The 26,266-nt window shown below is 70.8% G+C and carries 21 protein-coding genes and 1 pseudogene; 16 read left to right on the forward strand and 6 right to left on the reverse strand.

What is annotated here, in order from left to right; translation table 11 throughout:
- Nucleotides 1-252: 252 nt before the first annotated feature.
- Complete coding sequence (locus ACGFY9_RS33620) at nt 253-819, forward strand: XRE family transcriptional regulator (RefSeq protein ID WP_327405312.1); 567 nt, start codon at nt 253-255, stop codon at nt 817-819.
- On the forward strand, nt 819-1,538 hold the full coding sequence (locus tag ACGFY9_RS33625) for a helical backbone metal receptor (RefSeq protein ID WP_393760442.1): 720 nt from the start codon (nt 819-821) through the stop codon (nt 1,536-1,538). The genes ACGFY9_RS33620 and ACGFY9_RS33625 overlap by 1 nt, the downstream gene beginning before the upstream one ends.
- Here ACGFY9_RS33625 and ACGFY9_RS33630 read toward each other — a convergent pair.
- Nucleotides 1,465-2,574 carry a TDT family transporter gene (locus tag ACGFY9_RS33630; RefSeq protein ID WP_393760443.1) on the reverse strand — a complete coding sequence of 370 codons (1,110 nt, stop codon included), beginning with the start codon at nt 2,572-2,574 and terminating at the stop codon, nt 1,465-1,467. The two genes, ACGFY9_RS33625 and ACGFY9_RS33630, sit on opposite strands and share 74 nt — an antisense overlap.
- A gap of 70 nt (nt 2,575-2,644) precedes the next feature.
- Here ACGFY9_RS33630 and ACGFY9_RS33635 point away from each other — a divergent pair, with 70 nt between their 5' ends.
- Entirely contained in the window at nt 2,645-3,568 is a 924-nt protein-coding gene (locus ACGFY9_RS33635; protein ID WP_393760444.1) for a LysR family transcriptional regulator, read from the forward strand.
- Here ACGFY9_RS33635 and ACGFY9_RS33640 read toward each other — a convergent pair.
- Together ACGFY9_RS33640 and ACGFY9_RS33645 are read right to left on the reverse strand one after the other, a co-directional pair.
- Nucleotides 3,565-4,257, reverse strand: coding sequence for a gamma-glutamyl-gamma-aminobutyrate hydrolase family protein (locus ACGFY9_RS33640; protein WP_393760446.1), 693 nt, complete (start codon nt 4,255-4,257; stop codon nt 3,565-3,567). The genes ACGFY9_RS33635 and ACGFY9_RS33640 overlap by 4 nt on opposite strands.
- 71 nt (nt 4,258-4,328) lie before the next feature.
- On the reverse strand, nt 4,329-5,063 hold the full coding sequence (locus ACGFY9_RS33645) for a FadR/GntR family transcriptional regulator (protein ID WP_393760448.1): 735 nt from the start codon (nt 5,061-5,063) through the stop codon (nt 4,329-4,331).
- 85 nt (nt 5,064-5,148) lie between these two features.
- Between ACGFY9_RS33645 and ACGFY9_RS33650 the strand changes: the two genes are divergently transcribed.
- Genes ACGFY9_RS33650 through ACGFY9_RS33660 form a run of 3 tightly spaced genes read left to right on the forward strand, consistent with a single transcriptional unit; the run spans nt 5,149 to nt 8,748 of the window.
- Complete coding sequence (locus tag ACGFY9_RS33650; RefSeq protein ID WP_393760450.1) at nt 5,149-6,519, forward strand: glutamine synthetase family protein; 1,371 nt, start codon at nt 5,149-5,151, stop codon at nt 6,517-6,519.
- 40 nt (nt 6,520-6,559) lie between these two features.
- Nucleotides 6,560-7,969, forward strand: a complete 1,410-nt coding sequence (locus tag ACGFY9_RS33655) for an aldehyde dehydrogenase family protein (protein ID WP_393760452.1) — start codon at nt 6,560-6,562, stop codon at nt 7,967-7,969.
- On the forward strand, nt 7,966-8,748 hold the full coding sequence (locus ACGFY9_RS33660; protein WP_318015271.1) for a 3-oxoacyl-ACP reductase: 783 nt from the start codon (nt 7,966-7,968) through the stop codon (nt 8,746-8,748). The genes ACGFY9_RS33655 and ACGFY9_RS33660 overlap by 4 nt, the downstream gene beginning before the upstream one ends.
- A gap of 84 nt (nt 8,749-8,832) precedes the next feature.
- Here the strand turns inward: ACGFY9_RS33660 and ACGFY9_RS33665 are convergent, their stop codons facing one another.
- On the reverse strand, nt 8,833-10,035 hold the full coding sequence (locus ACGFY9_RS33665) for an amino acid deaminase/aldolase (protein WP_393760454.1): 1,203 nt from the start codon (nt 10,033-10,035) through the stop codon (nt 8,833-8,835).
- Nucleotides 10,036-13,833: 3,798 nt separating this feature from the next.
- Here ACGFY9_RS33665 and ACGFY9_RS33670 point away from each other — a divergent pair.
- Entirely contained in the window at nt 13,834-14,694 is an 861-nt protein-coding gene (locus tag ACGFY9_RS33670; protein WP_393760456.1) for a hypothetical protein, read from the forward strand.
- On the forward strand, nt 14,691-15,866 hold the full coding sequence (gene mycP / locus ACGFY9_RS33675) for a type VII secretion-associated serine protease mycosin (protein WP_393760458.1): 1,176 nt from the start codon (nt 14,691-14,693) through the stop codon (nt 15,864-15,866). The genes ACGFY9_RS33670 and mycP overlap by 4 nt, the downstream gene beginning before the upstream one ends.
- A gap of 73 nt (nt 15,867-15,939) precedes the next feature.
- Here mycP and ACGFY9_RS33680 read toward each other — a convergent pair whose 3' ends face one another.
- Nucleotides 15,940-16,941: a serine hydrolase gene (locus tag ACGFY9_RS33680; RefSeq protein ID WP_393760460.1), complete on the reverse strand. Its 1,002-nt coding sequence runs from the start codon at nt 16,939-16,941 to the stop codon at nt 15,940-15,942.
- 150 nt (nt 16,942-17,091) lie between these two features.
- Here ACGFY9_RS33680 and ACGFY9_RS33685 point away from each other — a divergent pair, with 150 nt between their 5' ends.
- The gene (locus ACGFY9_RS33685; RefSeq protein WP_393760462.1) at nt 17,092-17,826 is read left to right on the forward strand and encodes an SseB family protein; all 735 of its coding nucleotides are present in this window, start codon (nt 17,092-17,094) and stop codon (nt 17,824-17,826) included.
- 4 nt (nt 17,827-17,830) lie between these two features.
- Here ACGFY9_RS33685 and ACGFY9_RS33690 read toward each other — a convergent pair whose 3' ends face one another.
- The gene (locus tag ACGFY9_RS33690; RefSeq protein WP_019065475.1) at nt 17,831-18,202 is read right to left on the reverse strand and encodes a DUF1844 domain-containing protein; all 372 of its coding nucleotides are present in this window, start codon (nt 18,200-18,202) and stop codon (nt 17,831-17,833) included.
- 339 nt (nt 18,203-18,541) lie between these two features.
- On the opposite strand from ACGFY9_RS33690, the pseudogene infC reads away from it, so the two are divergent.
- The 7 genes and pseudogenes from infC (at nt 18,542) to pheT (ending at nt 26,054) form a co-directional block, all read left to right on the forward strand.
- Nucleotides 18,542-19,262 (forward strand): annotated as a pseudogene (gene infC, locus ACGFY9_RS33695) (translation initiation factor IF-3).
- 107 nt (nt 19,263-19,369) lie between these two features.
- The gene (gene rpmI / locus ACGFY9_RS33700; RefSeq protein ID WP_019065473.1) at nt 19,370-19,564 is read left to right on the forward strand and encodes a 50S ribosomal protein L35; all 195 of its coding nucleotides are present in this window, start codon (nt 19,370-19,372) and stop codon (nt 19,562-19,564) included.
- Nucleotides 19,565-19,666: 102 nt separating this feature from the next.
- Nucleotides 19,667-20,050, forward strand: a complete 384-nt coding sequence (gene rplT, locus ACGFY9_RS33705; protein WP_019066261.1) for a 50S ribosomal protein L20 — start codon at nt 19,667-19,669, stop codon at nt 20,048-20,050.
- A gap of 173 nt (nt 20,051-20,223) precedes the next feature.
- Nucleotides 20,224-21,072: a TrmH family RNA methyltransferase gene (locus tag ACGFY9_RS33710; protein ID WP_393760509.1), complete on the forward strand. Its 849-nt coding sequence runs from the start codon at nt 20,224-20,226 to the stop codon at nt 21,070-21,072.
- A gap of 56 nt (nt 21,073-21,128) precedes the next feature.
- A complete protein-coding gene (locus ACGFY9_RS33715; RefSeq protein WP_393760465.1) occupies nt 21,129-22,256 on the forward strand; it encodes an ATP-binding protein in 1,128 nt (375 codons plus the stop codon).
- A 166-nt stretch (nt 22,257-22,422) separates the two neighbouring features.
- Nucleotides 22,423-23,550: a phenylalanine--tRNA ligase subunit alpha gene (gene pheS / locus ACGFY9_RS33720; protein ID WP_393760468.1), complete on the forward strand. Its 1,128-nt coding sequence runs from the start codon at nt 22,423-22,425 to the stop codon at nt 23,548-23,550.
- The gene (pheT, locus tag ACGFY9_RS33725) at nt 23,550-26,054 is read left to right on the forward strand and encodes a phenylalanine--tRNA ligase subunit beta (RefSeq protein WP_393760470.1); all 2,505 of its coding nucleotides are present in this window, start codon (nt 23,550-23,552) and stop codon (nt 26,052-26,054) included. Before pheS ends, pheT begins: the two co-directional genes overlap by 1 nt.
- Nucleotides 26,055-26,266 lie beyond the last annotated feature (212 nt).

The raw sequence follows: 26,266 nt of genomic DNA on the forward strand, positions 1-26,266 counted from the left end.
AACCCCGCAATCAGGCCCGAGAGGTGAGCGGGAACACAGTCGACCGCGTACGCATTGAAGAGTAGAGAGGTAGTCCCGCGCCGATCGAGGGTCGGCCGGCCCGTACGGACTGGCCAGAATCATGACGTCCGATCGCACGCTGTGTGACGTGGATGTGACAGGCGCATGAAACGGTTTGCCGAACATGCGTAGGGTGCAGAGAACTCATCAGAGGCAACTGAAAACCGACGAGCGAAGGAGGGAGCCGGAGCGATGGGCGACCACAAAGAACAGCCCCTTCGGGTGGGCGCGGCCGTACGGCGACGCCGCCGCGCGCTGTCCCTGACCCTCGCCGTCGTGGCCGAACGCAGCGGCCTGTCGGTGCCCTTCCTGAGCCAGGTCGAGAACGACCGGGCCCGCCCCAGCCGAAGCTCCCTGGAGAAGGTGGCCGACGCCCTGCGCACCACGGCCGTCGAACTCCTCGCCGCCGCCGACCCCGCGTGCAGCGTCGACGTCGTCCGCGCGGAGGAGCCCGAGTCGGTCGGGGCACCCCGGATGCGTTCGCTGGTACGGGGTCACCACCAGCTGCACGCCTCGGAGTTCACCGGCGACCACGACGCCGGGCGCGAGTTCCAGCACCGCAACGACGAGTTGATGTACGTCGCGGACGGCGCCGTGGAGATCGAGGCGGAGGGGCGCGCGTACCGGCTGGTGCGCGGCGACACGATGTACCTGACCGGCGGTGTCCGTCACCGCTGGCGCGCGACCGTGCCGGACACCCGGGTCGTCGTGGTCGCGGTGGCCGAGCACATCGAGGCCGTCCAGGACCGCCAGCGCTGATGCGCGTCGTCTCCCTCGTACCGTCGCTCACCGAGGCGATCGCCGTATCCCTGCCGGGAGTTCTGGTCGGCGCGACGGACTGGTGCAGCCATCCGCCGGACCTCGACGTGACGCGTGTGGGCGGCACCAAGAACCCGAAACTCGACCAGATCCTCGCCCTGGCCCCCGACTTGGTGATCGCCAACGAGGAGGAGAACCGCGCACCGGACCTGACGGCCTTGCGCGAGGCGGGAGTCGAGGTCCTGGTCACCGAGGTGCGCGACGTACCGCAGGCCTTCCGCGAACTGACCCGGGTCCTGGACGCATGCGGTGCTCCGCCACGACCGCGCTGGCTGGACGAGGCGGAGCGGGCGTGGTCGGAGCTGCCGGAACCGGACGACCGCAGAACCGCTGTGGTCCCCGTCTGGCGTCGGCCCTGGATGGTGCTGGGCCGGGACACCTTCGCCGGTGATGTGCTGTCTCGGCTGGGAGTCGACCACCTGTACGCGACGCACGCCGAGCGTTACCCGCGCGCCACGGTCGACGAACTACGGGCGGCGGCACCGGACTTGGTGGTCCTCCCGGACGAGCCGTACCGCTTCACGGCCGACGACGGACCGGAGGCCTTCGAGGGGCTGGCCTGCGCGCTCGTCAGCGGCCGGCATCTCACCTGGTACGGGCCGTCACTGGGCGAAGCGCCACGGGTGCTGGCCGCGGCCCTGCGAGCAGCTCGCCGCTGAGCAGGCCGCGGGCCGTGTGCACGGCGGCGGTGACCCAGGCGGCGACCAGGACGCCGTAGAGGACGATCGCGAGCACGTCGTAGACGGCGAGGCCGGTGTGGTGGGACAGGGACTCGGCGCCGGTGACGCAGGTGCCGACCGGGAAGGTGAAGGCCCACCAGGTCATCGTGAAGCGCATGCCCTGGCGGCGGGCGCGGACGACGTGTGCGGTGGCGAGGCCGGACCAGAGCAGCGCGAAGCCCATGACGGGGACGCCGTAGAGGACGGCGAGGAGGCTGAAGCCCTGGGCGTACGCGGCGGGTACGACGCCGGGGGCGAAGTCCGCGAACTTGCCTACGGCGGTGGTGGATTGGCCCAGTGGGCCCAGGACGAGGAACAGTGCCGGGGTGAGTGCGAGGGGCAGCGGTTCGCCGGTGACGAGCCGGGCGAAGACCAGCGGCAGCATCAACAGCGTTGCCAGCAGGCTCAGTCCGAACATCGCGAAGCACGCGAGGAGCAGTGTCTCCCGGGGCTGCCCGGGCGGCAGGTGGGGCACCAGGAGCGGACCGAGGGCCGCGGACACCATGGGCGCGACCACAGGCAGCAGCCACACGGGGGTCGCCTGCGAGGGATGCACGTGATGCCGTACGGCCATCAGGAACGGGACGGCGACGGCGGCCGTGAGTCCGATGACCGTGCCGGTGCCGAACAGCACGGTGTCGAGCACGACCGCCGCCCGGAGCCCGATCCAGTCCTGGCCGACGACCAGGGTGCCGCCGCCCACCGCCAGCAGGGCCATCGCGAGGCAGCCGTAGAACGGGGCCATGGTCGGGTCGAGGAGATCGGCGCGGGCCTGGTCGCGGTGGTGGGTCCAGTGCAGGGTCCGGGCGGCGAGCAGGGCCAGCAGCATCGCGAGGGAGAGGGCCCAGACGGCGGTGCAGGCCGTGCGCAGTCCCGGGAGGTGGAGCGGGAGCCCGGCACCGGCCGTGGCGACGATGGCGGTGCCCATGACGGAGGCGTACCAGTTGGGTCCGAGATGACGAACTGCGGTGACCATGCCTCCACCGTCTCGCCGACTGAGACACGCGACCAGGGAGTATGTGTCTATGGGGACATAAACTGGATTTATGAGCGGGAGTGAGACGGACGATCAGCGGGGCGGGTCGATCGCGCACCGGGTACCGGACCTCGGGGCGCTGGAGCTGCTGCTTGCCGTGGCACGGCTGGGCAGCCTCGGCGCCGCGGCCCGCGAACTGGGCATCACCCAGCCGGCCGCCAGCAGCCGCATCCGCTCCATGGAGCGGCAGCTCGGCGTGGCCCTGGTCGACCGTTCACCGCGCGGATCGAGCCTGACCGACGCCGGGGCCCTGGTCACGGACTGGGCCCGCCGCGTCGTCGAGGCGGCCGCGGCCTTCGACGCGGGCGCCCAGGCCCTGCGGCACCGCCGCGACTCCCGCCTCCGCGTCGCCGCCAGCATGACCATCGCCGAGTACCTCCTCCCGGGCTGGCTCCTCGCCCTCCACTCCCAACGCCCCGACACGGCCGTCTCGTTGCTGGCCGGCAACTCGACCACGGTCGCGGAACGCCTCCTCGCCGACGAGGCCGACCTGGGCTTCGTGGAGGGCCTGTCGGTCCCACCCGGCCTGGACTCCACGGTGATCGCCCACGACCGCCTGATCGTCGTCACGGCCCCGACCCACCCCTGGGCCCGCCGCCAACGCCCGGTCCCGGCCGAGGAGTTGGCGTCGACGCCGCTGATCCTGCGGGAGAAGGGCTCGGGCACGAGGCAGGTGCTGGACGCGGCGCTGGGCGGCCTGGCCCGCCCGCTCATCGAGTTGTCGTCCACCACGGCGGTCAAGGCGTCGGCGGTGAGCGGAGCCGGGCCCGCGGTGCTGAGCGAACTCGCCGTGGGGGAGGAGCTGTCGATGCGGAGGCTGGTGCGCATCCCGGTCGAAGGGGTCACGCTCGCCCGGGACTTGAGAGCGGTCTGGCCCACGGGCCACCGGCCGACGGGACCGGCGCGGGAACTGCTCTCGCTGACGCAGGGCTAGCGGGCTTTCGCGGCCGCTTCCACCAACGCCCGCATCACCCGCAGGTCTTCACCCATCTCGGGATGCCACTGGACCCCCAACACCCAGTCGGCGGACGGGAGTTCGACGGCCTCCGGGGTGCCGTCCCCGGCCCAGGCCGACACCGTGAGGCCCGCGCCCAGGCGGTCTACGGCCTGGTGGTGGAAGGTGGGGACCGAGGTCTCCTCCGGTACCGCGGAGGCGTACAGGGTTCCCGGTACCGGCTTGACCGGGTGGTGGCCGAAGACGCCCGGTGTCTCCGCGTGGCCGTCGATGTGCTGGACGAGGGTGCCGCCCACGGCGACGTTCAGGAGCTGCATTCCCCGGCAGATGCCCAGGAGGGCGATGCCCGCGGTCAACGCGGCCTCGATCAGGGCGAGTTCCCAGGCGTCCCGGGCGGGGGCCGGCGGGCCGGTGCGGGGGTCGCGGTCGGCGCCGTAGCGGACCGGTTCCACGTCGGGGCCACCCGCGATCACCAGGGCGTCCAGGCGGGCCACGGTGGCTGCGGCGTGTTCGGGGGCGTCGGGGGGCAGCATCGCGGCGAGGCCGCCCGCGCGCTGCACGAGCCGTGGGTAGCCGGCCGGCAGCAGGGCCGCCTCCAACTCCCAGGTGCCCCAACGCGCTCCGGCCTCCAGATACGTACTGATACCGATCAGCGGCCTGCCCGCCATGCACCCCTCCGACGTGAAGCGAATTGAATGGACTCCGTGGGAACCATTGAACTACCCCGCTGGTCAGGCGGTCATGCCAGGAACCCCCGCAGCAGCGCCGCCGTCCCCGCGCAGTGCTCCCGCATCATCTCCCGCGCCCCGTCCGCGTCCCCGTCCAGGACCGCCTCGACCAGCGCGATGTGCTGGCGCTGCGAGTGCTCCAGGTTGCGGACCAGGAGGGGGATGCAGTCGAGGAGGTCGTTCACCGTGGCCCGTACCGCCGCGTACTGTGCGGTCAGGGTCGGTGAACCGCACAGCTCGGCCAGGGTCAGGTGCAGCAGGGTGTCCAGGCGGCGGTAGTCGGCGAGCGGGGCGTCGTGCGTGCGGGCCAGGGCGTCGCGCAGGCGGCCCGCCTGTTCACCGCTCAGGCCGTGGGTCGCGCACAGGCCCGTCGCGCCGACCTCCAGCACCTCCCGGAAGCGCAGCACGTCCTCGATGTCGACCGCGCTGATCCGCCGCCGCAGCTCGTCCTCGCCGCCCGCGTCCGACTTCGGCAGAACGAACGTCCCGCCGTAGCGCCCGCGCCGCGACTCCACTAGACCCTGGTCCTGCAGTACCTTCAGAACTTCGCGCAGCGTCACCCGGCTGATCCCGAGCCGCTCGGCCAGTTCCCGCTCGGCCGGCAACCGTTCGCCCCCCGGCACCAGACCCAGCCGTACGACCTGCAGAATCTGTTCCAGCGCCTCTTCGAAGCCGTTGCCCGCCCGCACCGGCCGCAGTACCGGGGTCAACCGGTCCTCAAGCCCGTTCTCCGCATCCAGCGACATATGGCGGCACCCCCTTCCCAAGCAATGGTTCTCCGCAATACCTTATGGCTTCCGGCTGACCGTAGAAGCCGAAGGAGGCTTTCCCGTGGCAGACCGCACACCCCCACTGGGCGTCGAGGCACTTCAACGCCTCGTCGCCAGTGGTGAGATCGACACTGTCGTCCTGGCCTTCCCCGACATGCAAGGGCGGCTGCAGGGCAAGCGGTTCGCCGCCCAGTTCTTCCTGGACGACGTGCTCCGGCACGGCACCGAGGGCTGCAACTACCTCCTCGCCGTCGACACCGAGATGAACACGGTCGACGGCTACGCCATGTCCTCCTGGGAGCGCGGTTACGGCGACTTCGCCATGCACCCGGACCTGACCACCCTCCGCCGTGTGCCCTGGAACGCCGGCACCGCCCTGCTCATCGCCGACCTCGCCTGGAACGACGGATCGCCGGTGGTCGCCGCACCCCGCCAGATCCTGCGCCGCCAGCTGGAGCGCCTCGCCGAGCACGGATTCACCGCGCAGGTCGGTACGGAGCTGGAGTTCATCGTGTTCAAGGACACGTACGAACAGGCCTGGGACGCCAACTACCGAGGGCTCACCCCGGCCAACCAGTACAACATCGACTATTCGGTGATGGGGACCGGGCGTATCGAGCCGCTGCTGCGCCGGATCCGCAACGACATGACCGTCGCCGGGCTGACCGTCGAGTCCGCCAAGGGCGAGTGCAACCCGGGCCAGCACGAGATCGTCTTCCGCTACGACGACGCCCTCGTCACCTGCGACCAGCACGCGATCTACAAGACCGGCGCCAAGGAGATCGCCTCCCAGGAAGGCGTCTCGCTGACCTTCATGGCGAAGTACAACGAGCGCGAGGGCAACTCCTGCCACATCCACCTCTCGCTCGCCGACGCGGACGGCGGCAACGCCATGGCGGGGACGTCGGACGACCCCGGTGGCATGTCCGAGGTCATGCGGTACTTCCTCGCCGGACAGCTCGCCGCGCTCCGCGACTTCTCGCTGCTCTACGCCCCGAACATCAACTCGTACAAGCGGTTCCAGCCGGGTTCGTTCGCGCCGACCGCCGTCGCCTGGGGCTACGACAATCGCACCTGCGCCCTCCGGATCGTCGGCCACGGCCGCTCGATGCGCTTCGAGAACCGGCTGCCCGGCGGGGACGTGAATCCCCACCTCGCGGTGGCGGGGCTCGTCGCGGCCGGGCTCTACGGCGTCGAGCACAAGCTGGAGCTGCCGGAGGCCTGCGCGGGCAACGCCTACAGCGGCGACTACGCGCACGTCCCCACCAATCTCCGCGAGGCCGCCGAGCTGTGGGAGAACAGCCCGATCGCCAAGGCCGCCTTCGGCGACGAGGTCGTCGCGCACTACCGCAACATGGCACGCGTCGAACTGGACGCCTTCGACGCCGCCGTCACCGACTGGGAGCTGCGCCGCTCCTTCGAACGTCTGTGAGGACCGCTTTGCCCGCCGACGACCGTCTGTGAGGACACCCTTGCCTGCCGAGCACCCGCTGGAAGTACTCAACCCCGCCACCGAGGAGGTCCTCGCCACCGTCCCCGCCGCCACCGCGGCCGACGTGGACGCCGCCGTCGTACGCGCCGCTCGGGCCCAGGGGAAGTGGGCGGCCCTGCCGCCCGCGGACCGGGCCCGGCTGCTGCGCCGCTTCGCGGCCGCCGTCGACGAACACCTCGAAGAACTGGCCCAGTTGGAGGTGCGGGAGGCCGGGCACACGGTCGGCAACGCCCGCTGGGAGGCCGGCAACGTCCGTGACCTGCTGGACTACGCGGCCGGGGGAGTGGAGCGGCTGACGGGGCGGCAGATCCCCGTAGCGGGCGGCCTCGACATCACCATCCTCGAACCGCTGGGCGTGGTGGGCGTGATCGCCCCCTGGAACTTCCCGATGCCGATCGCCGCGTGGGGCACCGCCCCGGCGCTCGCGGCCGGCAACGCCGTCATCCTCAAGCCGGCCGAGACGACCCCGCTGGCCGCGCTCCGGCTGGCCGAACTCGCCCTGGAGGCAGGCCTTCCCGAAGGTCTCTTCCAGGTGCTGCCCGGCCACGGCCCGGTCACGGGCACCGCCCTCGTCGAGCACCCGGGCGTCGCGAAGATCGTGTTCACCGGGTCTACGGCCGTGGGCAAACAGGTGTTGGCGAAGGGCTCGGCGCTCCTCAAGCGCGTCACCCTCGAACTCGGCGGCAAGAGCCCCAACATCGTCTTCGCCGACGCGGACATCGAGGCCGCCGCAGCCGCCGCCCCCATGTCCTTCCTCGACAACTCCGGCCAGGACTGCTGCGCCCGCACCCGCATCCTCGTCCAACGCTCGGTCTACGACCGGTTCTTGGAGCTGCTGGCTCCGGCTGTCGAGTCTGTCCGCGTCGGCGACCCGGCCGACGAGACGACGGACATGGGCCCGCTGATCTCCAAGGTTCAGCTGGAGCGCGTCCGTTCGTACGTCACGGACGACCTGGCCGGCATCCGGGGCAAGGCGCCCGAGGGCCCCGGCTTCTGGTTCCCGCCCACAGTGGTGACCGGCGTCGACCCGCACGCGCGCGTGGCCGTCGAGGAGGTCTTCGGACCCGTCGCCGTGGTCCTCCCCTTCGAGGACGAGGCGGAAGCCGTGGCGCTGGCCAACGCCACCGACTACGGCCTCTCCGGCTCCATCTGGACCCGCGACGTCGGCCGCGCCCTGCGCGTCTCGCAGGCCGTCCGGGCGGGCAACCTGTCCGTCAACTCCCATTCCAGCGTCCGCTATTGGACCCCCTTCGGCGGCTTCAAACAGTCGGGGATCGGCCGCGAACTGGGCCCGGACGCGCTCACCGCCTTCACCGAAACCAAGAACGTCTTCATCAGCGACGTCTCCCCCACCAACGTCTCCACCAGCACGGAGGGCCCCGCACAGTGACCTCAGAGATTGTTTGCCGGCGTCTCGTCGGCCGTACCGCCGTCATCACCGGAGCCGGCAGCGGCATCGGTCTCGCCACCGCGCGCCGGCTCGCCTCCGAGGGCGCCAACGTCGTCTGCGGCGACATCGACGAGACGCACGGCAAGGCGGCGGCCGACGAGGTCGGCGGGCTGTTCGTGAAGGTCGACGTCACCGACCCCGAACAGGTCGAGGCGCTCTTCAAAACGGCCTTCGACACCTACGGCAGTGTCGACATCGCCTTCAACAACGCGGGCATCTCACCGCCGGACGACGACTCCATCCTCGACACGGGCCTTGAGGCGTGGAAGCGCGTCCAGGACGTCAACCTCACGTCGGTGTACCTGTGTTGCAAGGCCGCGATCCCGTACATGCGCCGCCAGGGCAAGGGTTCCATCATCAACACGGCGTCCTTCGTGGCGAGGATGGGCGCGGCGACGTCGCAGATCTCGTACACGGCCTCCAAGGGCGGCGTCCTCGCCATGTCCCGTGAACTGGGCGTGCAGTTCGCCCGCGAGGGCATCCGCGTCAACGCGCTGTGCCCGGGACCGGTCAACACCCCGCTCCTGCAAGAGCTGTTCGCGAAGGACCCCGAGCGCGCCGCGCGCCGCCTGGTGCACATCCCGGTCGGCCGTTTCGCGGAGGCGACCGAGATCGCCGCCGCCGTGGCCTTCCTGGCGAGCGACGACTCATCGTTCGTCAACGCCGCCGACTTCCTTGTGGACGGCGGGATTTCGGGGGCGTACGTCACGCCGATGTGAAGTCGGTCGCACAGCACACAGCGACGGCCCGGAAGAACTTCCGGGCCGTCGTGCGTTTTTGTGGGTTCGTTCACTGCCGGTCCGTCAGAGGAACGTCATGCCCTCGCCGCGATACGTCGGCACGGTCGCGGTCACCGCGTCGCCCTCGACCAGGTGCAACACGTCGAAGCGCTCGCAGAGTTCACCGGCCTTGGCGTGCCGGAACCACACCTTGTCGCCGATGAGGAGATCGTCGGCGGGGGAGCCGAGCAGCGGCGTCTGGACCTCGCCGGGCCCTTCCTGGGGGTCGTAGCGCAGGCCCTCCGGGAGGTACGGCACCGGGAGCCGGTCGGGGCCGGGGGCGCCGGAGGCGGGGTAGCCGCCGCCGAGGACGGTGACGACGCCGACGCCCGGGCGTCGTACGACGGGCATGGCGAAGAGCGCGGCCGGACGGCCGTGGAACGACGTGTAGTTGTCGAAGAGGCGCGGCACGTACAGCCCGGAACCGGCCGCGATCTCGGTCACGGCGTCCTCGGCGGCGGTGTGCTGCACACTGCCGGTGCCGCCGCCGTTGACGAACTCCAGGTCGGGCACGACCGCCCTGACCGCGCGCACCACTTCCGCGCGCCGCTCGGCGAGTTCGCGCTTGGCGGTGGCCTGCATCAGCCGGATGGCGCGCGAGCGGAACGGCCGCCCCGCGACGGAGTCACCGACACCGGCGATGTGACCTTCGTAGGCCATGATCCCGACGACCTTGAAGCCGGGACGGCGGGACACCGTCCGGGCGATGTCGGCGAGTTGGGCGGGCGTGCGCAGCGGGGAGCGGAGCGCGCCGACGCGGATGCGGCCGCCGAGCATGCGCAGCGAGGTGTCCAACTCCAGGCAGACGCGGATGACTTCGGTGCCGCCGTCGCGTGAGTCGTCGATGAGTTTGAGCTGGGCCGGGTCGTCGATCATCACGGTGACGGCGGCGGCGAGTTTGGGGTCGTTGGCGAGTTCGCCGAAGGCGGCGTGGTCGGCGGAGGGGTAGGCGAGGAGGACGTCCTCGAACCCGGAACGGGCGAGCCAGAGCGACTCGGCGAGGGTGAAGGACATCAGGCCCGCGAAGCCGTCCCTGGCCAGGACGCGTTCGAGGAGGGTTCGGCAGCGGACGGACTTGCTCGCGACGCGGACCGGCTTGCCCCCGGCCCGGCGGACGAGATCGTCCGCGTTGGCATCGAAGGCGTCCAGGTCGACGATCGCGACGGGGGCGTCGAGGTGGGCGGTGGCCCGGTCGTAACGGGCCCGGTCGGCGGCGCGCGCAGTCATGGACGCAGCCTGCCAGACAGGATTACCGCAGGGTAGGGGGACGTTCCGGGCAGATGCCCCGGGGGTGTGGACTGGTTCCCGTTCGAGCGGGGTCAACCCGTAGAGTGACGCGCACGCACGGAGGAAACGCCGCCGGTCGTTCGACCGCGCCCGGGATGGCGGTCCACCGCTGCGGGTATGCGTGCTCGGGACGACTTTGATTTTGTGTCGTGCCGGGTGAGAGCGGGGTGGACGCCGGTCCGTATACGAGCAGGGGCAGGAGTACACCGGCCCGCGTGCGAACAAACGGTGGCCCGGGTACGAGGAAACGGGGGGTGCATGAGCACGGAAGCGCGACGCGCCCCCGGACCGGCGGGTTCGACGCCGCCGCACCGCCCGCCGGGCTCGGTGAACCCGGCGAACGGGACGAATTCGGGGAACGTGACGGACTCGGCGGGGCGGCCGACGGCCGACGAGGCAACGGGCGAGGACTTGGACCGACCGCATTCTGGTTCTGTGGGGGATTCGGGTACGGCGGGGGCGGCTGGGTCAGGGGCCACTTCGGGTTCGGCTCCGGGTTCGGCTTCGGGTTCTCCTTCGGTTCCGGGCTCGGGTTCTGTTTCTGGTCCGGCCTCGGGGTCCGCTTGGGGTCCGGCCTCCGGTTCCGGTTCGGGTCCGGTCTCGGGGGTGGCTCCGGGTTCCGCTTCGAGGGGTGGGCAGGGGACGCCGGGTGCGCCGAACAGGCCTGGTGCGTCGAGTACTTCGAGTGCGTGGGATGCGTGGAGTGCGCCGGGGATGCCGGGGGCGCCGACGAACGGTGGGTCGTCGGAGCGGCGGCCTGCTTCGGGCGCGCATGCGCGGGGGCGACGGGCGTCGGGGGATGCGCCGCGACCGGGCGACGGCACGGGTATGGGCACGGGTGCGTCGGGGGCGGGCAACTCGGGGACTGCCGGGGGTGCTGGAGCTTCGAGGAGTGGGCGAGAGCCGTTCGCGCCGGGTTCCGGTGCGGCTTCGGCGGGGAGCGGGAGCGACGGGTCCAGTACGGGGTGGTGGGACCGCGGTAACGGGAGGCCTACGGCACCGCAGAACGATGGGTCCGATGTCGGCGGGATGTTCCGGGGGAACGGCCCTGATGCGCGAACTGGGTCTGCGAGCAACGGGTTTGATGCCGGCGCGGTGTCTCCGGGTACTGCTCCTGATGCCCGCACGAACTTTCCGAACAACGGTCCTGATCCTCGTACCGTGTCTCAGAGCAACGGCTCCGATGGCCGCGACGGGTCCGGTTCCGCATCGGCCTCCTCTGACGGTCGGCCGCGTTTTCCCGGCCTTCGGCCTTTCTCACCCCGTGCCATGGACCCCGTGAGCCCACCCCCTCCGCCGGCTTCGGCACGCTTCCCGGACACCCCGCCCGCAGCCGGCGGTGACACACGCCGCGCGAACTCCGAAGGTGTCACGTCGGGAGCTGTCCCGCCCCGGCCGCCTCACCGCCCTGCAGCGGCGACAGGTGGCAACGAGGCGCTGTGGAAACCCGGTTCGGAGCCGGCCCCCCCTTCCCGTCCGACCACACCGCCCGTCTCGGACAACCCGCCGCGCCCTGCGAGCGAGGGCCCGCGTCAGTCGTCCGACTGGCTTCGTCGGGATGTGACCGGGGCAGCGACACCTCCTGGCTCCGTGGGTTCGCCGCGCTCTGCGGGTGAGGCTCCGGGTGAGGCGTTCGACTGGTCGCGCCAGGATTCGGTTGGTTCGGGGATGCCTTCTGCTCCGGGTGTTCCGCCGGGTGCTGGGGGTGAGGCCTCTGGTGGGTCGTCAGATCTGCTTCGCGATGTCCCGGGCCGCCCTGGAACGCCTTTCGGCTCCGCCACGCCGCCGCGTCCTGCGGGTGAGGTTCCGCGCGAGGCGTTCGACTGGTCGCGTCAGGATTCGGCGGGCCCGGAGATGCCTCCTGCCGTGGGCGAGGGTCCTGGTGAGTCGCCCGACAGGCTTCGCCATGCCCCGGGGCGCCCGAGGACGCCTCCCGGCTCCGCCACTCCGCCCGGTCCGGCGGGCGAGGCTCCGCTTCGAGCGTCCAATCGACTCGGTCAGGACTCTGCTCGCCAGGCAGCTTCTCCCGGTCCGGCGACTCCGCCGCGGTCCGTGGACGAGGCGCCGCGTGAGGCGTCCGACCCGCAGGGCTATGTCCTCGCGCGGCCGGGAACATCTGCTGGCCCTGCCACCGCGTCCGGTTCGGGGGGCGAGGTTCCGCGTGAGTCGTCCGACTCGCAGGGCTATGTCCCCGCGCGGCCGGGAACATCTGCTGGCCCTGCCACCGCGTCCGGTTCGGGGGGCGAGGTTCCGCGTGAGTCGTCCGACTCGCAGGGCTATGTCCTCGCGCGGCCGGGAACATCTGCTGGCCCTGCCACCGCGTCCGGTTCGGGGGGCGAGGTTCCGCGTGAGTCGTCCGACTCGCAGGGCTATGTCCCCGCGCGGCCGGGAACATCTGCGGGCTCCGCCACCCGGCCCGGTTCGGCGGCCGAGGTTCCGCGTGAGTCGTCCGACTCGCAGAGCTACGTCCCGACCCGTCCGGGGACATCTGCCGACTCGGGCACCCCGCCGCGTCCAGCGAGTCAGGCCCCGCATCCGGCATCCGGCCGGCCTCGCCAGGATTCGAACCGCTCGGCAGCGCCTTCCGCCCCGGTCGCTCGGCCGCGTCCTGAGGGTGAAGCTCCGCGTCAGTCGTCGGACCGGCAGGGCTATGTCCCCACTCGGCCGGGCACGACTGCTGGTTCCACCACCCCGCCCGGTTCGGCGGCCGAGGTTCCGCCCCAGCCGTCCGACCGGCCGGCCCAGGACTCGAACCGCCCGGCAGCGCCTTCCGCCCCGGTCGCTCCGCCGCGTCCCGAGGGCGAGCCCTCACGTCAGCCGTCCGACAAGCTTGGTCAGGACTCGACCCGTCCGGCAACGCCCCCCGCTCCGCCGCGCCCCGAAGCCGAACCTCCACGTCAGTCCTCCGACCGGCAGCGCTACGTCCCGACCCGTCCGGGAACATCTGCCGGTTCCACCACCCCGCCCCGCCCCGCAACAGAGCCCTCGCCCCAGCCGTCCGACCGGCTCCGCCAGGACTCTCCTCACCCGGCAACACCTACCGGTCCCGCTGCCACCCCGCCCCGCCCGACAACCGAGCCCCCGCACCAGGCGCCCGACCGGCAGAGCTCCACCCCCACTCGCCCACCAGCTCCCTCTTCCGCCCCCGCCCCGGAGCCCTCCTCGGAGACCACCGACCGGCGGCCGGAAACCCCTTGGCGAGGCGAGTCGTTCACGGATCCCACCGGCGGCGCGCCCAGCCGTGGTGCGTGGTCACCCTCAGGTGGCAACGCGCCCTACCCTTCCGACACTCGGCCGGCTGACGCCAATCCCGCCGGCCCCGGCTCCTCCGCGTCCGCCGCACAGAGTTCCACCGTCGACGACACCGCCCCCTGGTCACCGCCCGCCCCCCGTAAGCCAGTTGGGCCCGCCGCAGACGACACCGACACCCGTGCCTGGTCAGCGACTGCTCCCAGCAAGCCAGTTGGGCCGACCACCGAGGACGCCACCACCTGGTCGACGACCGCCCCCAGTAAGCCGGCCAGCCCCACCCCCGATAACACCGACACCCGAGCCTGGCCAACCACCACTCCCAGCACCCCAGTTGAACCCACCCCCCACGCCCCCGCCTGGACCCCCTCCACCCCCGGCACCCCCACCCGTCCCGCCTCCGAGATGCCCCGCCCCGCCCCCAACTCCAGCCCCGACCCCGCCTTTTCCTGGAGCGCGCCCCTGAACCCCGGCGAGGGACGGCCGGTTGTGTCGTTCGGGGAACCCGAGGGGTACGACGAGCGGGTGCGGGCGCGGCCGTTGGGGGCGCGGATACGGTCGCGTACCGCCGCTGTCGGCGTCTGTGTCGTGCTCGGTCTCGGGCTCATCGGCGGTGCGGTGACCGGGAGTTGGCTCACGGGGGATGACGGGGTGGACAGCAGCGCCACGTCCTTCGCCGCAGCCGGGCAGCTCTGGCACAGCGTGCCCGTCGACCAGCTTTTTTCGCCCACCGTGCAGGGGCAGGGGGCCGGGCCCGGCGGCGCCGACCGTACCTGGACGCGGATCGCCGTCGCCCCGGACACCGGCTGTGCCGGTGCCTTCGACCCGCTCCTGCGCGACGTGCTCGCTCCCGTCGGCTGCCAGCGGCTCCTGCGGGCCACCTACACCGACGCGACCCAGAGCTACGTCACCACCGTCGGCATCCTCTTCACCAAGGCCGACATCACCGCGATGACCGCCCTCTCCACCCGCTTCAAGAAGGAGAACCTCGGCAACCGCGCCGACCTCATGCCCCGCCCGTACGCCGCCAAGGGCACCCTCGCCGCCGCCTTCGGCGACAAACAGCGGGCCTCGTGGACCGTCTCCGTCCTCACCGACGCCCCCGTCGTCGTCTACGCCGTCTCCGGCTGGGCGGACGGCCGTAAGGTCGACGCACCCGAACCCGCCGACGAAGCCGTCACGTCCGGCGGCACCGACGCCCCCGCCCAGGCCGGTCTCGGCAACGAGGCGCAGGGGCTTGCCGACCGTGTCGAGCGGAGCCTGCGCAAGACCGTCGACTCGCCCTCCGAGACATCGAAGACCTCGGAGACGTCCACGACCTCAGAGACCTCGGAGAAGAAGACCTCATGAGCGTCACCGTCCGCCGGGCCGGTCTGCTGAGCGTCCTCCTGGCCGCCTCCCTCGCCCTGGTCCCGTCCACCGTCGCGCACGCCGACGGCATACGCGCCCAGGAATGGGCCCTGGACGCCATGCACACCCAGGAGGCCTGGCAGACCACCAAGGGCAAGGGCATCACCGTCGCCGTCCTGGACACCGGCGTCGAGGCCGACCACCCCGACCTCACCGGCAACGTCCTCGCCGGCAAGGACATGGTCGGCTTCGGGGCCAAACCGGGCGACCGCGCCTGGGCCCGGCACGGCACCGCCATGGCCGGGATCATCGCCGGCCACGGACACGGCCCCGGCGACACCGACGGTGTCATCGGCATCGCCCCGGAGGCCAAGATCCTCCCCGTCCGCGTGATCCTCGAAGACGGCGACTCCGCCCGCGGCAAGGCCCGCACCACCCGCGGCAACGCCCTTGCGGACGGCATCCGTTGGGCCGCCGACCACGGCGCCGACGTCATCAACCTCTCCCTCGGCGACGACTCCGCCTCCGCACACCCCGAGCCCGCCGAGGACGAGGCCGTGCAGTACGCCCTGAAGAAGGGCGTCGCCGTCGTCGCCTCGGCCGGCAACGGCGGCGAGAAGGGCGACCACGTCTCCTACCCGGCCGCCTACCCGGGTGTGATCGCCGCGACCGCCGTGGACCGCTTCGGCACCCGCGCCTCCTTCTCCACCCGCCGCTGGTACGCCACGGTCAGCGCCCCCGGCGTCAACGTCGTCATCGCCGACCCCGACCACAAGTACTACGAGGGGTGGGGGACCAGCGCCGCGTCCGCCTTCGTCTCGGGCGCCGTCGCGCTCATCAAGGCGGCCCACCCGGGGCTGACCCCGGCCCAGATCAAGAAGCTCCTCGAAGACACCGCCCGCAACCCCCCGACCGGCGGCCGCGACGACTCCCGCGGCTACGGCTTCATCGACCCCGCCGCCGCCATCAAGGCCGCCGCCGCCCTCAAGCCGACCGGCCTGCGTTCCGCCGCCTACGGCAAGAAGTACTTCGGCTCAGGACCGGACGCCGCCAAGACCGACAGCAGCACGTCCGACTGGGCGGGCCCCCTCGCGGGCAGCGTCGGCGGAGTCCTCCTCGTCGCCGCGGTCGTCCTGTGGCGCGGCCGACGCCGACGCCCGGAGGCCTTCTGAACACAGGGGTGAGCAGGGGGAGTTGGCCGAGCCGGAGAGAGCCACTCCCGCCCCCGGACCGGGCTTGCGGTCGTCAGTCCGTCGCGGACGCCGAAGCCGCCGTAGACGAACCGCTGTTCTCACCGAACGCCGCGACCCCCGCCTTCGCCGCCGCCTCGATCAGGGTGATGCCCTTGGTCTGGGTCGTGCTGCCCTTCGACAGCACGGCGACCAGGTACGCGTCGCCGTCCGTGCCGGTCACCCGGCCGATGCTGTTGACGTCCCACAGACCGGTCGTGCTGCGCGCCAACCAGCCGTTCTTCAGCGCCCACTTGGAGCCGTCGGCCGCGGCCGACACCCCCCACTGCTGGTCGGCCTCTATCTCCTTCATCAGCCCCTGGATGTACGACTGCGACGCCGCGCTCAGCTTCGAGTCGTCCCCGAACACCTGCTGGAGCAGGGTGAGTTGGTCGGCGGCCGTGGTCTGGGTCAGGCCCCAGAGCGGGCCGGCGCCACCCGTGGTGCCGGTCAGTCCGAACGTCTTGTTCGCCGCGTCGAGCCCGTCCGCCGTACCGATGATGTTCCACAGGGCCGTCGCGGAGTCGTTGTCGCTGTTCTGGATCATCGTGGTGGCGTACGACTTCTCGGTCGCCGTCAGCTGCCGGCCCGCGTCCTGCGCCTGGAGCAGCAGCGTCGCCAGGATGTCGACCTTGACGATGCTCGCCGTGTCGAAGTCGGCGCTTCCGTACGTGGCGCTCGCGCCGGAGGTCAGATCGAGTACCGCCACCGACACCTTCTGGTCGCCGGTCGGAGTCACCGACGCCATCGCCTTGGCCAGCAGCGCGTCGTGGTCGACCGTCGGCTGCGTCACAGGTTCCACCGTCGCCTCCTGGCTGCCCGACGCCGACGCCGACGCTGAGGCCGACGGTGCCGCCGACGAGGATACGGCGCCGGAGTGAGCGTGTGCCTTCACGTACACGGTTCCCGCCGCCGTAGCGCCCACGACGGCCACGGTGGCGAGGGCGATGTAAGGGAGCCGACGGCGTCGGGAGGGACGCGCGCGGTGGTTTCGGCGGGCGGCTCTGGAAGACTCCATGCACGCGATCGTGGTGGCGGTGACTGTGCGACACGTGAGATGAAAGTTAGATGTCTGTCAACTGTGTCTGAGAAACGTGTGAAAGCTGTGTCCTCCGCGTTTCGGGACCCGCACAAGCCCTGCAGCATCCCCCCGATAGGGTCGGTCACCGTGGCGAACAAGAACATTCCCGACTCCGGCTACTCCGACGACGACGGCACGGCCGACCCCGCACTGAGCGCGGCACTCGCCGCCTGGGCCGAGGACCGCACCGCCGTAGGGCCCGTCCTGGCGGCTCTCAAAGGCGCCCGGCTGCTCGTGCCCGTGGTGGCCGTCCTCGGCGAGGTCGAGGAGGACGAGAACGGGCTGCGCCGCGAGAAGACCAGCGACATGGCCGTGCCCACCCTGAAGGCCGGTGGCCGGACCGCGCTGCCCGCCTTCACGTCCACCGACTCGCTGGCCCGCTGGGACCCGGCGGCCCGGCCCGTGGCCGTACCGCTGCACCAGGCCCTGCAGGCCGCCGTGCACGAGAAGGCGGACACGATCGTGCTGGACCTGGCCGGGCCCGTGCCGTACGAACTGAGCGGTTCCGCGCTGCTCGCGGTGGCGGAGGGGCGGACGACCGCCGATCCGCTCACCGATCCGGCGGTGGTGGACGCGGTACGGACCGCGGTCGCCGCCGAGCCCGCCGTACTGCGTGCGCACCTCGGCCCCGGCCAGGCCGACGGCACCCTCGCGCTCGTGCTCGACCCGGCCGCGCCCGCCGCCGAGGCCGCCCGCGCGGTGGCCCGGCGCCTCGCCGACGACGAGACGCTGAGGGCCCGCCTGGTGCGCGGCCTCGACCTGGCACTGCTGCCGGCCGGGGCGACGCCTCCGGGCGAGCCCTTGTACGTACGTATGGGGTGAGCTGCTAGCCGTAGATCGGGCCCGTGTACTTCTCGCCCGGGCCCTGGCCCGGCTCGTCGCGGACGAGGGACGCCTCGCGGAAGGCGAGCTGGAGGGACTTCAGGCCGTCGCGCAGCGGGGCCGCGTGGAACGAGCTGATCTCCGTCGCGCTGGCGTCGAGGAGGCCGGCCAGGGCGGTGACCAGTTTGCGGGCCTCGTCCAGGTCCTTGTACTTGTCGCCCTCCTCGGTCAGACCCAGCTTCACGGCGGCGGCGCTCATCAGATTCACGGCGACCGTCACGATCACCTCGACCGCCGGGACCTCCGCGATGTCGCGGGCCATGGCGTCGAAGTCGGGGGCGTCAACATTGGTGGACTCGGGAGGCGTGTCACTCATGCCCCACACGATAGGGCCCGGTGTACGGCGGTTCGCACCACCCCCGGGGAGCTGCTAACCTTGTGTGATGACCGGCCAGGCACTGTGGTGCCCGGCCAACAAGTGGAGGCTCCGATCTCCCACCTGACTGTCCTCACGGACGGCGGGTCACCCCGGTCAGGCGGTCACCATCGTTCCGTACGGACGATGGAGTCGCCCGAAAGCGCGCCCCGCGATCATCGCGGCGGTGCTCCGGCAGTGTTTTGGAGCCCCGTCTTGTGATCGTCCGGGGCATTTTTTGTGTTCCGGCGCGGTTAGGTCTGTCTACCAAAGACAAACGCGGCCGTCCGCCAGATGGCCGTGTGGTGCTAACCGAGGAGGATCCATCAGCACCGAGCCCCGTATCAACGACCGGATTCGCGTTCCCGAAGTGCGACTTGTCGGTCCGAGCGGCGAGCAGGTCGGAATTGTTCCGCTTGCCAAGGCCCTTGAGCTTGCGCAGGAGTACGACCTGGACCTGGTCGAGGTTGCGGCGAGTGCACGTCCGCCGGTCTGCAAGCTCATGGACTACGGGAAGTTCAAGTACGAGTCGGCCATGAAGGCCCGTGAGGCGCGCAAGAACCAGGCGCACACGGTCATCAAGGAGATGAAGCTCCGGCCGAAGATCGACCCGCACGACTATGACACCAAGAAGGGTCACGTCGTCCGGTTCCTGAAGCAGGGCGACAAGGTCAAGATCACGATCATGTTCCGTGGTCGCGAGCAGTCCCGGCCGGAGCTCGGCTACCGGCTGCTGCAGCGTCTCGCGGAGGACGTGGCCGACCTCGGGTTCGTCGAGTCGAACCCGAAGCAGGACGGCCGGAACATGATCATGGTTCTCGGCCCGCACAAGAAGAAGACCGAGGCGATGGCCGAGGCCCGTGAGGCCCAGGCCGCCCGCAAGGCGGAAGCGAAGGCCAACCCGGGCAAGTCGCAGAACGCCGCGGAGTCCGAGTTCGACGACGAGAACATCGCCGACGCGGACAACGTCGACGAGGTCGAGACCGTCGAGGCCCCGGCCGAGGCTCGCGCCGACGCCTGATCCCCGGACGCCAGTCCAGGGATGTAACCGAAACAAGAGCGACGCTCCACCCGTGCCCGGTTTCACGACCGGGCACCGGAGCGCCACCGACGAGGAGATACGGCGCTATGCCGAAGAACAAGTCGCACAGCGGTGCCAGCAAGCGCTTCAAGATCACCGGCTCCGGCAAGGTGCTCCGCGAGCGTGCCGGCAAGCGCCACCTGCTCGAGCACAAGTCGTCCCGTGTGACGCGTCGCCTCACCGGCAACGCCGAGATGGCCCCGGGCGACGCCAAGAAGATCAAGAAGCTTCTCGGCAAGTGACGTACGCGGCGCTCCCGTCGAGCGCCGTACGTCTGGACCGGGACCCCATCGATTCCGGGCCGTGTGAGTCCCACCACGGCCCCGCTACAAGGAGTTAAACAAGTGGCACGCGTCAAGCGGGCAGTCAACGCCCACAAGAAGCGCCGGGCGATCCTCGAAGCCGCCTCCGGCTACCGCGGTCAGCGTTCGCGCCTGTACCGCAAGGCCAAGGAGCAGGTCACCCACTCGCTGGTCTACAACTACAACGACCGCAAGAAGCGCAAGGGCGACTTCCGTCGGCTGTGGATCCAGCGCATCAACGCCGCTGCCCGCGCCAACGGCATCACGTACAACCGCTTCATCCAGGGTCTGAACGCGGCGAACATCGAGGTCGACCGCAAGATCCTCGCGGAGCTGGCTGTCAACGACGCCGGTGCGTTCGCTGCGCTGGTCGAGGTTGCGCAGAAGGCTCTGCCGAGCGACGTGAACGCGCCCAAGGCCGCGTGACGTTGGCTTTCGCCGTGAGTTGAAGGACCCGCAGGTTTTCAGGCCTGCGGGTTCTTTGCTGTCAACCCCGGTTCGGTTCGTTGTCGGGTGCGGGCCGTCCGGGGCTGGTCGCGCAGTTCCCCGCGCCCCTAGGGGAGATACCCTCGTCCTGAGATTTGAAGGTGAAGCTGAGCATGTCCTCGTCCGGCCCTGAACTCATTTCTCCCCGGTCCTCCCGCGTCGCCGCTGCTCGGCGGCTTGAGCGGCGGAACTTCCGGAGTAAGGAGCGGCTGTTTCTTGCCGAGGGGCCGCAGGCTGTGCGCGAAGCGGCCGGGTACAAGGACACGCTTGTCGAGTTGTTCGCGACCGTTGAAGCTGCGGAGCGGTATGCGGACATCGTCGGTGAGGCCCGTGAGGCTGGTGCCCGCGTGCATCTCGCCGATGAGCAGGTCATCGCCGATATCTCGACGACCGTCACTCCGCAGGGGCTGGTCGGGGTCTGTCGGTTTCTCGACACTCCGTTCGAGGAGATCCTCCGTAGCCGTCCCAAGCTTGTTGCCGTTCTTGCCAACGTGCGGGATCCCGGGAACGCCGGCACTGTTCTGCGGTGTGCTGATGCCGCCGGGGCCGAGGCCGTCGTACTGACCGATGCTTCTGTGGATCTGTACAACCCGAAGGCCGTACGGGCCTCCGTGGGTTCGCTCTTTCATCTTCCCGTTGCCGTCGGGGTGCCCGTTGAGCAGGCTGTGGCCGGGCTCAAGGGGATCGGGGTGCGGATTCTCGCCGCTGATGGGGCCGGGAACGATGACCTCGACGATGAACTGGATCAGGGGACCATGGGTGGGCCTACCGCCTGGGTGTTCGGGAACGAGGCGTGGGGGCTTCCGGAGGAGACTCGGGCGCTCGCGGACGCCGTTGTGCGGGTTCCGATCCACGGGAAGGCCGAGAGCCTGAACCTCGCCACCGCCGCCGCCGTATGTCTGTATGCGTCGGCGCGTGCACAGCGCGCCTCCGGAGGGTGCCGCTCTGTCACCGGCAGCTAGTAGGGTGACCAGCTCGGGGGCCACCTGCGCCGTATGAGAAGAGGTGGGGTACGGGGATGACTGTCGGCACGAGCAGCGCGCCGGGAGCACGGGGTGTGCCCCGGCCGTCCGGGGCCCGGCACGACGACCTCGGCATCGACCCCGACGAGCTGGCCGACGGACTGGTCATCGCCGACGAGCACGGCCATGTCGTCTGTTTCAACGCCGCCGCCGAGCGCATCACCTCCGTCGCCGCCGCCGACGCCCTCGGGCAGCGGCTGGAGAAGGCCCTTCCGTTAGAGGACCTGGAGGGGCGACGTTGGTGGCAACTGACCGATCCCTACGGTGGGTTGGCCATCCGGGTGCGGCAGCCCGAGCGGAATTTGCTGTTGCCGGGCGGCCATGAGGTTCTCGTCACCGCGCGCTATGTGCGTGCGGAACCCCTCGGTCCTGTTCGCCGGGTCGTCGTCTCCCTCCGCGACACCGAGGCCCGGCGCCGCACCGAGCGCAGCCACGCCGAGCTGATCGCCACCGTCGCCCACGAACTGCGTTCGCCGCTCACCTCCGTCAAGGGCTTCACCGCTACCCTGCTCGCCAAGTGGGAACGTTTCACCGACGACCAGAAGCGGCTGATGCTGGAGACCGTCGACGCCGACGCCAACCGCGTCACCCGGCTCATCGCCGAGCTGCTCGACATCTCCCGCATCGACTCCGGGCGGCTGGAGCTGCGCCGCCAGCCCGTCGACATGGGCGCGGCTGTCGGCCGTCACATCCAGGCGTACGTCGCCGCGGGCCAGACCGCCGACCGGTTCCTGCTCCGCGTGGAACAGCCGCTGCCCGATCTGTGGGCCGACCCCGACAAGGTCGACCAGGTGCTGAGCAACCTGCTGGAAAATGCGGTGCGCCACGGCGAGGGAACCGTCACTATCGACGTCACGGCCTCGGCCTCCCCCCGCGAAGGGGAGGAGACCGGCACCTCGGTGACGGTGAGCGACGAGGGCCCAGGCATCCCGGAGGAGTCCATGAACCGCGTCTTCACCCGCTTCTGGCGGGGCAGCAAGCGCGGCGGCACCGGCCTCGGGCTGTACATCGTCAAGGGCATCGTCGAGGCCCACGGCGGCACCATCACGGTCGGCCGCGCCCCCGGCGGCGGCGCCGAGTTCCGATTTATGTTGCCCGTGGGCACCCCGGCGTATCTGCAGTAGCCCTGCCGCAGCCGCCGACGAGGGCCCACGGGCGCGGTCACCTGCCTCACCCCCGTTAGACTCGGCCTTTGGCACCTTTGCGTCCCCGTTTCAGGGACGACTACGCGTCCCCCGAGTCGAGTCGGGACGGGGACCATCCGCCAGCCAACCGGAAGCACGGGAAGAGATGTCGGCACCGAATAAGTCGTACGACCCTGTAGAGGTCGAGGCCTTGAAACCGGAAGAGATCGAGCGCATGCGGGACGAGGCGCTCGCCGCCTTCGCCGCCGCCGGTGACCTCGACGCGCTCCAGGAGGCCAAGGTCGCCCACACCGGCGGCACCTCCCCGCTCGCCCTCGCCAACCGCGAGATCGGCGCGCTGCCCCCGCAGGCCAAGGCCGCGGCCGGCAAGCTCGTCGGCCAGGCCCGGGGCGCGGTGAACAAGGCCCTCACCACCCGCCAGGCCGAGCTGGAGGCCGACCGCGACGCCCGCGTCCTGGTCGAGGAGGCGGTGGACGTCACGCTGCCGTACGACCGTGTACCGGCCGGCGCCCGGCATCCGCTCACCACGTTCATGGAGCGCGTCGCCGACGTCTTCGTGTCCATGGGCTACGAGATCGCCGAGGGCCCCGAGGTCGAGGCGGAGTGGTTCAACTTCGACGCGCTCAACTTCACCCCGGACCACCCGGCCCGGCAGATGCAGGACACCTTCTTCGTCCAGGGCCCGAAGGGCACCGAGGGCGACGAGTCCGGTGTCGTCCTGCGCACGCACACGTCCCCCGTGCAGGCCCGCGCCATGCTGGACCGCGAGCCGCCGGTCTACATCGTGTGCCCCGGCCGCGTGTACCGCACGGACGAACTGGACGCCACGCACACCCCGGTCTTCCACCAGATCGAGCTCCTCGCCATCGACGAGGGCCTCACCATGGCCGACCTCAAGGGCACGCTCGACCACATGGTCCAGTCGCTCTTCGGCGCGGAGATGAAGACCCGGCTGCGCCCGAACTACTTCCCCTTCACCGAGCCGTCCGCCGAGATGGACATGCTCTGCTACGTCTGCAAGGGCGAGTCCGTCGGCAACCCCGACCGCCCCTGCCGTACCTGCTCCTCCGAGGGCTGGATCGAGCTGGGCGGCTGCGGCATGGTCAACCCCCGCGTCCTCGTCGCCTGTGGTGTGGACCCGGAGAAGTACAGCGGATTCGCGTTCGGGTTCGGCATCGAGCGGATGCTGATGTTCCGCCACAACGTCGAAGACATGCGAGACATCGTCGAGGGCGACGTCCGGTTCACCCGGCCGTTCGGGATGGAGATCTGATGCGCGTCCCGCTTTCTTGGCTGCGGGAGTACGTCGACCTGCCGGCGACGGAGACCGGCCGCGACGTCCAGGCCAAGCTCATTTCCGTCGGCCTTGAGGTAGAGACCGTCGAGCAGCTCGGCGACGGCCTCAAGGGCCCCCTCGTCGTCGGCAAGGTCCTCACCATCGAGGAGCTGGAGGGCTTCAAGAAGCCCATCCGCTTCTGCACGGTCGACGTCGGCCAGGCCAACGGCACGGGTGAGCCCCAGGAGATCGTCTGCGGCGCCCGCAACTTCGCCGTCGGCGACAAGGTCGTCGTGGTCCTCCCCGGCGCGGTCCTGCCGGGCGACTTCGCGATCGCCGCGCGCAAGACGTACGGCAAGACCTCGCACGGCATGATCTGCTCCGGCGACGAGCTGGGCATGGGCGACGACGGCTCCCACGGCATCATCGTGCTGCCGCCCGAGCACGAGGTCGGCACCGACGCGATCGAGCTGCTCCAGCTCGTCGACGAGGTCCTCGACATCGCCGTCACCCCCGACCGCGGCTACGCCCTGTCGATCCGCGGCGTCGCCCGCGAGACCGCCACCGCCTACGGCCTCCCGCTGCGCGACCCGGCCCTCCTGGACGTCCCGCAGCCGAACGCCTTCGGCTACCCGGTACAGGTCTCGGACCCGATGGGCTGCGACCGCTTCACCGCCCGCACGGTGACCGGCCTCGACCCCGACGCCCGCTCCCCGCTCTGGCTCACGCGCCGCCTCCAGAAGGCGGGCATGCGCCCGATTTCGCTCGCCGTCGACATCACCAACTACGTGATGCTGGAGCTCGGCCAGCCCCTGCACGCCTACGACCGTTCCCGCGTCCAGGGTCCGATCGGCGTGCGCCGGGCCGAGCAGGGCGAGAAGCTCACCACCCTCGACGGCGTCAAGCGCACGCTGGACGCCGAGGACCTGGTGATCACCGACGACCGCGGCCCCATCGGCCTCGCGGGCGTCATGGGCGGCGCCAACACCGAGATCGACGACACCGAGGGCACCACCACCGAGGTCGTCGTCGAGGCCGCGCACTTCGACGCGCTCTCCATCTCGCGCACGGCCCGCCGCCACAAGCTGGCCTCCGAGGCGTCCAAGCGCTTCGAGCGGGGCGTCGACCCGCAGGCCGCCTCCGCCGCCGCGCAGCGCACGGTCGACCTCCTGGTCCTCCTCGCGGGCGGCACGGCGGACGCGGGCGTCACCGAGGTCATCGCGCCCTCGGCCCCGCACACCATCACCATCCCGGCGGACCACCCGGACAAGGTCGCGGGCGTCGACTACGGCCGCGAGACCGTCGTACGGCGTCTCCAGCAGGTCGGCTGCGACGTGTACGGGCAGGACGAGCTGATCGTCACCGTCCCGTCCTGGCGCCCCGACCTCACCGACCCGAACGACCTGGCCGAAGAGGTCATCCGCCTGGAGGGCTACGAGAACCTGCCCTCCACGCTCCCCAAGCCCCCCGCGGGCCGGGGCCTCACCGACCGCCAGCGCCTGCACCGCCGCATCGGCCGCGCGCTGGCCGGCGCCGGTTACGTCGAGGCGCCGAACTACCCCTTCATCGGCGAGCACGTCTTCGACCAGTTCGGCCTCACCGCCGACGACCCGAACCGCAAGGTCGTCAAGCTGGTCAACCCGCTCTCCGACGAGGAGCCGGCGCTTCGTACGACGCTGCTCCCGGGGCTGCTGGGTGCCTTGCGCCGCAATGACGGTCGGGGCTCGCATGACCTCGCCCTGTTCGAGACCGGGCTGGTCTTCCACCCGCGTGAAGAGCTGAAGATCGCGGTACGGCTGCCTGTCGACCGGCGTCCTACCGACGAGGAGATCGCCTCTCTCACCGAGGCGCTGCCCGTCCAGCCCCGGCATGCCGCGGTCGTCCTCGCGGGCGCGCGTGAACAGGCCGGCTGGTGGGGCAAGGGGCGTCCGTCCGACTGGGCCGACGCGGTCGAGGCGGCGCGGGTGCTGGCGCGTGAGGCCGGCACCGAACTCGTTGTGCGGGGTGGGCAGTACGGGCCCTGGCATCCCGGTCGCTGCGCGGAACTCGCGGTTGTCGTCGAGGGTGTTGAGCAAGTCATCGGGTACGCGGGGGAGTTGCACCCGGGTGTGCTGAAGACGCTGGGGCTGCCCGCGCGTACCAGTGCGATGGAACTCGACCTGGATGTCCTTGAATTGGCCTCTTCGGGGGTTCCCAAGGGGCCGAAGATCTCGACGTTCCCTGTTGCTACGCAGGATGTCGCGCTCGTTGTCGATGTGGCTGTGCCGCATGCGGGTGTTGAGGCTGCGTTGCGTGAGGGGGCGGGTGAACTGCTGGAGTCGATCCGGTTGTTCGACGTGTATGAGAACGCGGCGCAGTTGGGTGAGGGGAAGAAGTCGCTTGCCTACGCGTTGCGGTTCCGGGCGGCTGATCGGACCTTGACCGTCGATGAGGCGTCTGCGGCTCGGGATGCGGCGGTTTCGCTTGCCGCTGAGCTGACCGGGGCTGTGCTGCGGGGTTGATTCGCGGCTAAGGGGCGGGGAGTTGCTGTTGTTTGCCGGCTGCGGGAGTGTTGTGGCTGGTCGCGCAGTTCCCCGCGCCCCTTTGGGGCGCGTCCCCCTAGGGAATTCAAGGTCCTAGCTGCATAAATGCGGGTGTCTCATGTCGGCTCACTCGTTCGGGTGAGAAGTTTGGGTGATGTGGCCCGATCGGGGCATGTGGTCGACAGAATCGG

The sequence above is a fragment of the Streptomyces sp. NPDC048504 genome, assembly GCF_043200035.1.
Taxonomy (GTDB): Bacteria; Actinomycetota; Actinomycetes; order Streptomycetales; family Streptomycetaceae; genus Streptomyces.

Bases quoted from the DNA above. Each gene is read 5' to 3' on its own strand.
- ACGFY9_RS33690 (WP_019065475.1), bottom strand. From the start codon at position 18,202: ATGAGTGACACGCCTCCCGAGTCCACCAATGTTGACGCCCCCGACTTC.
- pheT (WP_393760470.1), top strand. From the start codon at position 23,550: ATGCGCGTCCCGCTTTCTTGGCTGCGGGAGTACGTCGACCTGCCGGCG.
- ACGFY9_RS33635 (WP_393760444.1), top strand. From the start codon at position 2,645: ATGAGCGGGAGTGAGACGGACGATCAGCGGGGCGGGTCGATCGCGCAC.
- ACGFY9_RS33645 (WP_393760448.1), bottom strand. From the start codon at position 5,063: ATGTCGCTGGATGCGGAGAACGGGCTTGAGGACCGGTTGACCCCGGTA.
- ACGFY9_RS33710 (WP_393760509.1), top strand. From the start codon at position 20,224: ATGTCCTCGTCCGGCCCTGAACTCATTTCTCCCCGGTCCTCCCGCGTC.
- pheS (WP_393760468.1), top strand. From the start codon at position 22,423: ATGTCGGCACCGAATAAGTCGTACGACCCTGTAGAGGTCGAGGCCTTG.
- rpmI (WP_019065473.1), top strand. From the start codon at position 19,370: ATGCCGAAGAACAAGTCGCACAGCGGTGCCAGCAAGCGCTTCAAGATC.
- mycP (WP_393760458.1), top strand. From the start codon at position 14,691: ATGAGCGTCACCGTCCGCCGGGCCGGTCTGCTGAGCGTCCTCCTGGCC.
- ACGFY9_RS33680 (WP_393760460.1), bottom strand. From the start codon at position 16,941: ATGGAGTCTTCCAGAGCCGCCCGCCGAAACCACCGCGCGCGTCCCTCC.
- ACGFY9_RS33625 (WP_393760442.1), top strand. From the start codon at position 819: ATGCGCGTCGTCTCCCTCGTACCGTCGCTCACCGAGGCGATCGCCGTA.
- ACGFY9_RS33715 (WP_393760465.1), top strand. From the start codon at position 21,129: ATGACTGTCGGCACGAGCAGCGCGCCGGGAGCACGGGGTGTGCCCCGG.
- ACGFY9_RS33665 (WP_393760454.1), bottom strand. From the start codon at position 10,035: ATGACTGCGCGCGCCGCCGACCGGGCCCGTTACGACCGGGCCACCGCC.
- ACGFY9_RS33620 (WP_327405312.1), top strand. From the start codon at position 253: ATGGGCGACCACAAAGAACAGCCCCTTCGGGTGGGCGCGGCCGTACGG.
- ACGFY9_RS33630 (WP_393760443.1), bottom strand. From the start codon at position 2,574: ATGGTCACCGCAGTTCGTCATCTCGGACCCAACTGGTACGCCTCCGTC.
- ACGFY9_RS33640 (WP_393760446.1), bottom strand. From the start codon at position 4,257: ATGGCGGGCAGGCCGCTGATCGGTATCAGTACGTATCTGGAGGCCGGA.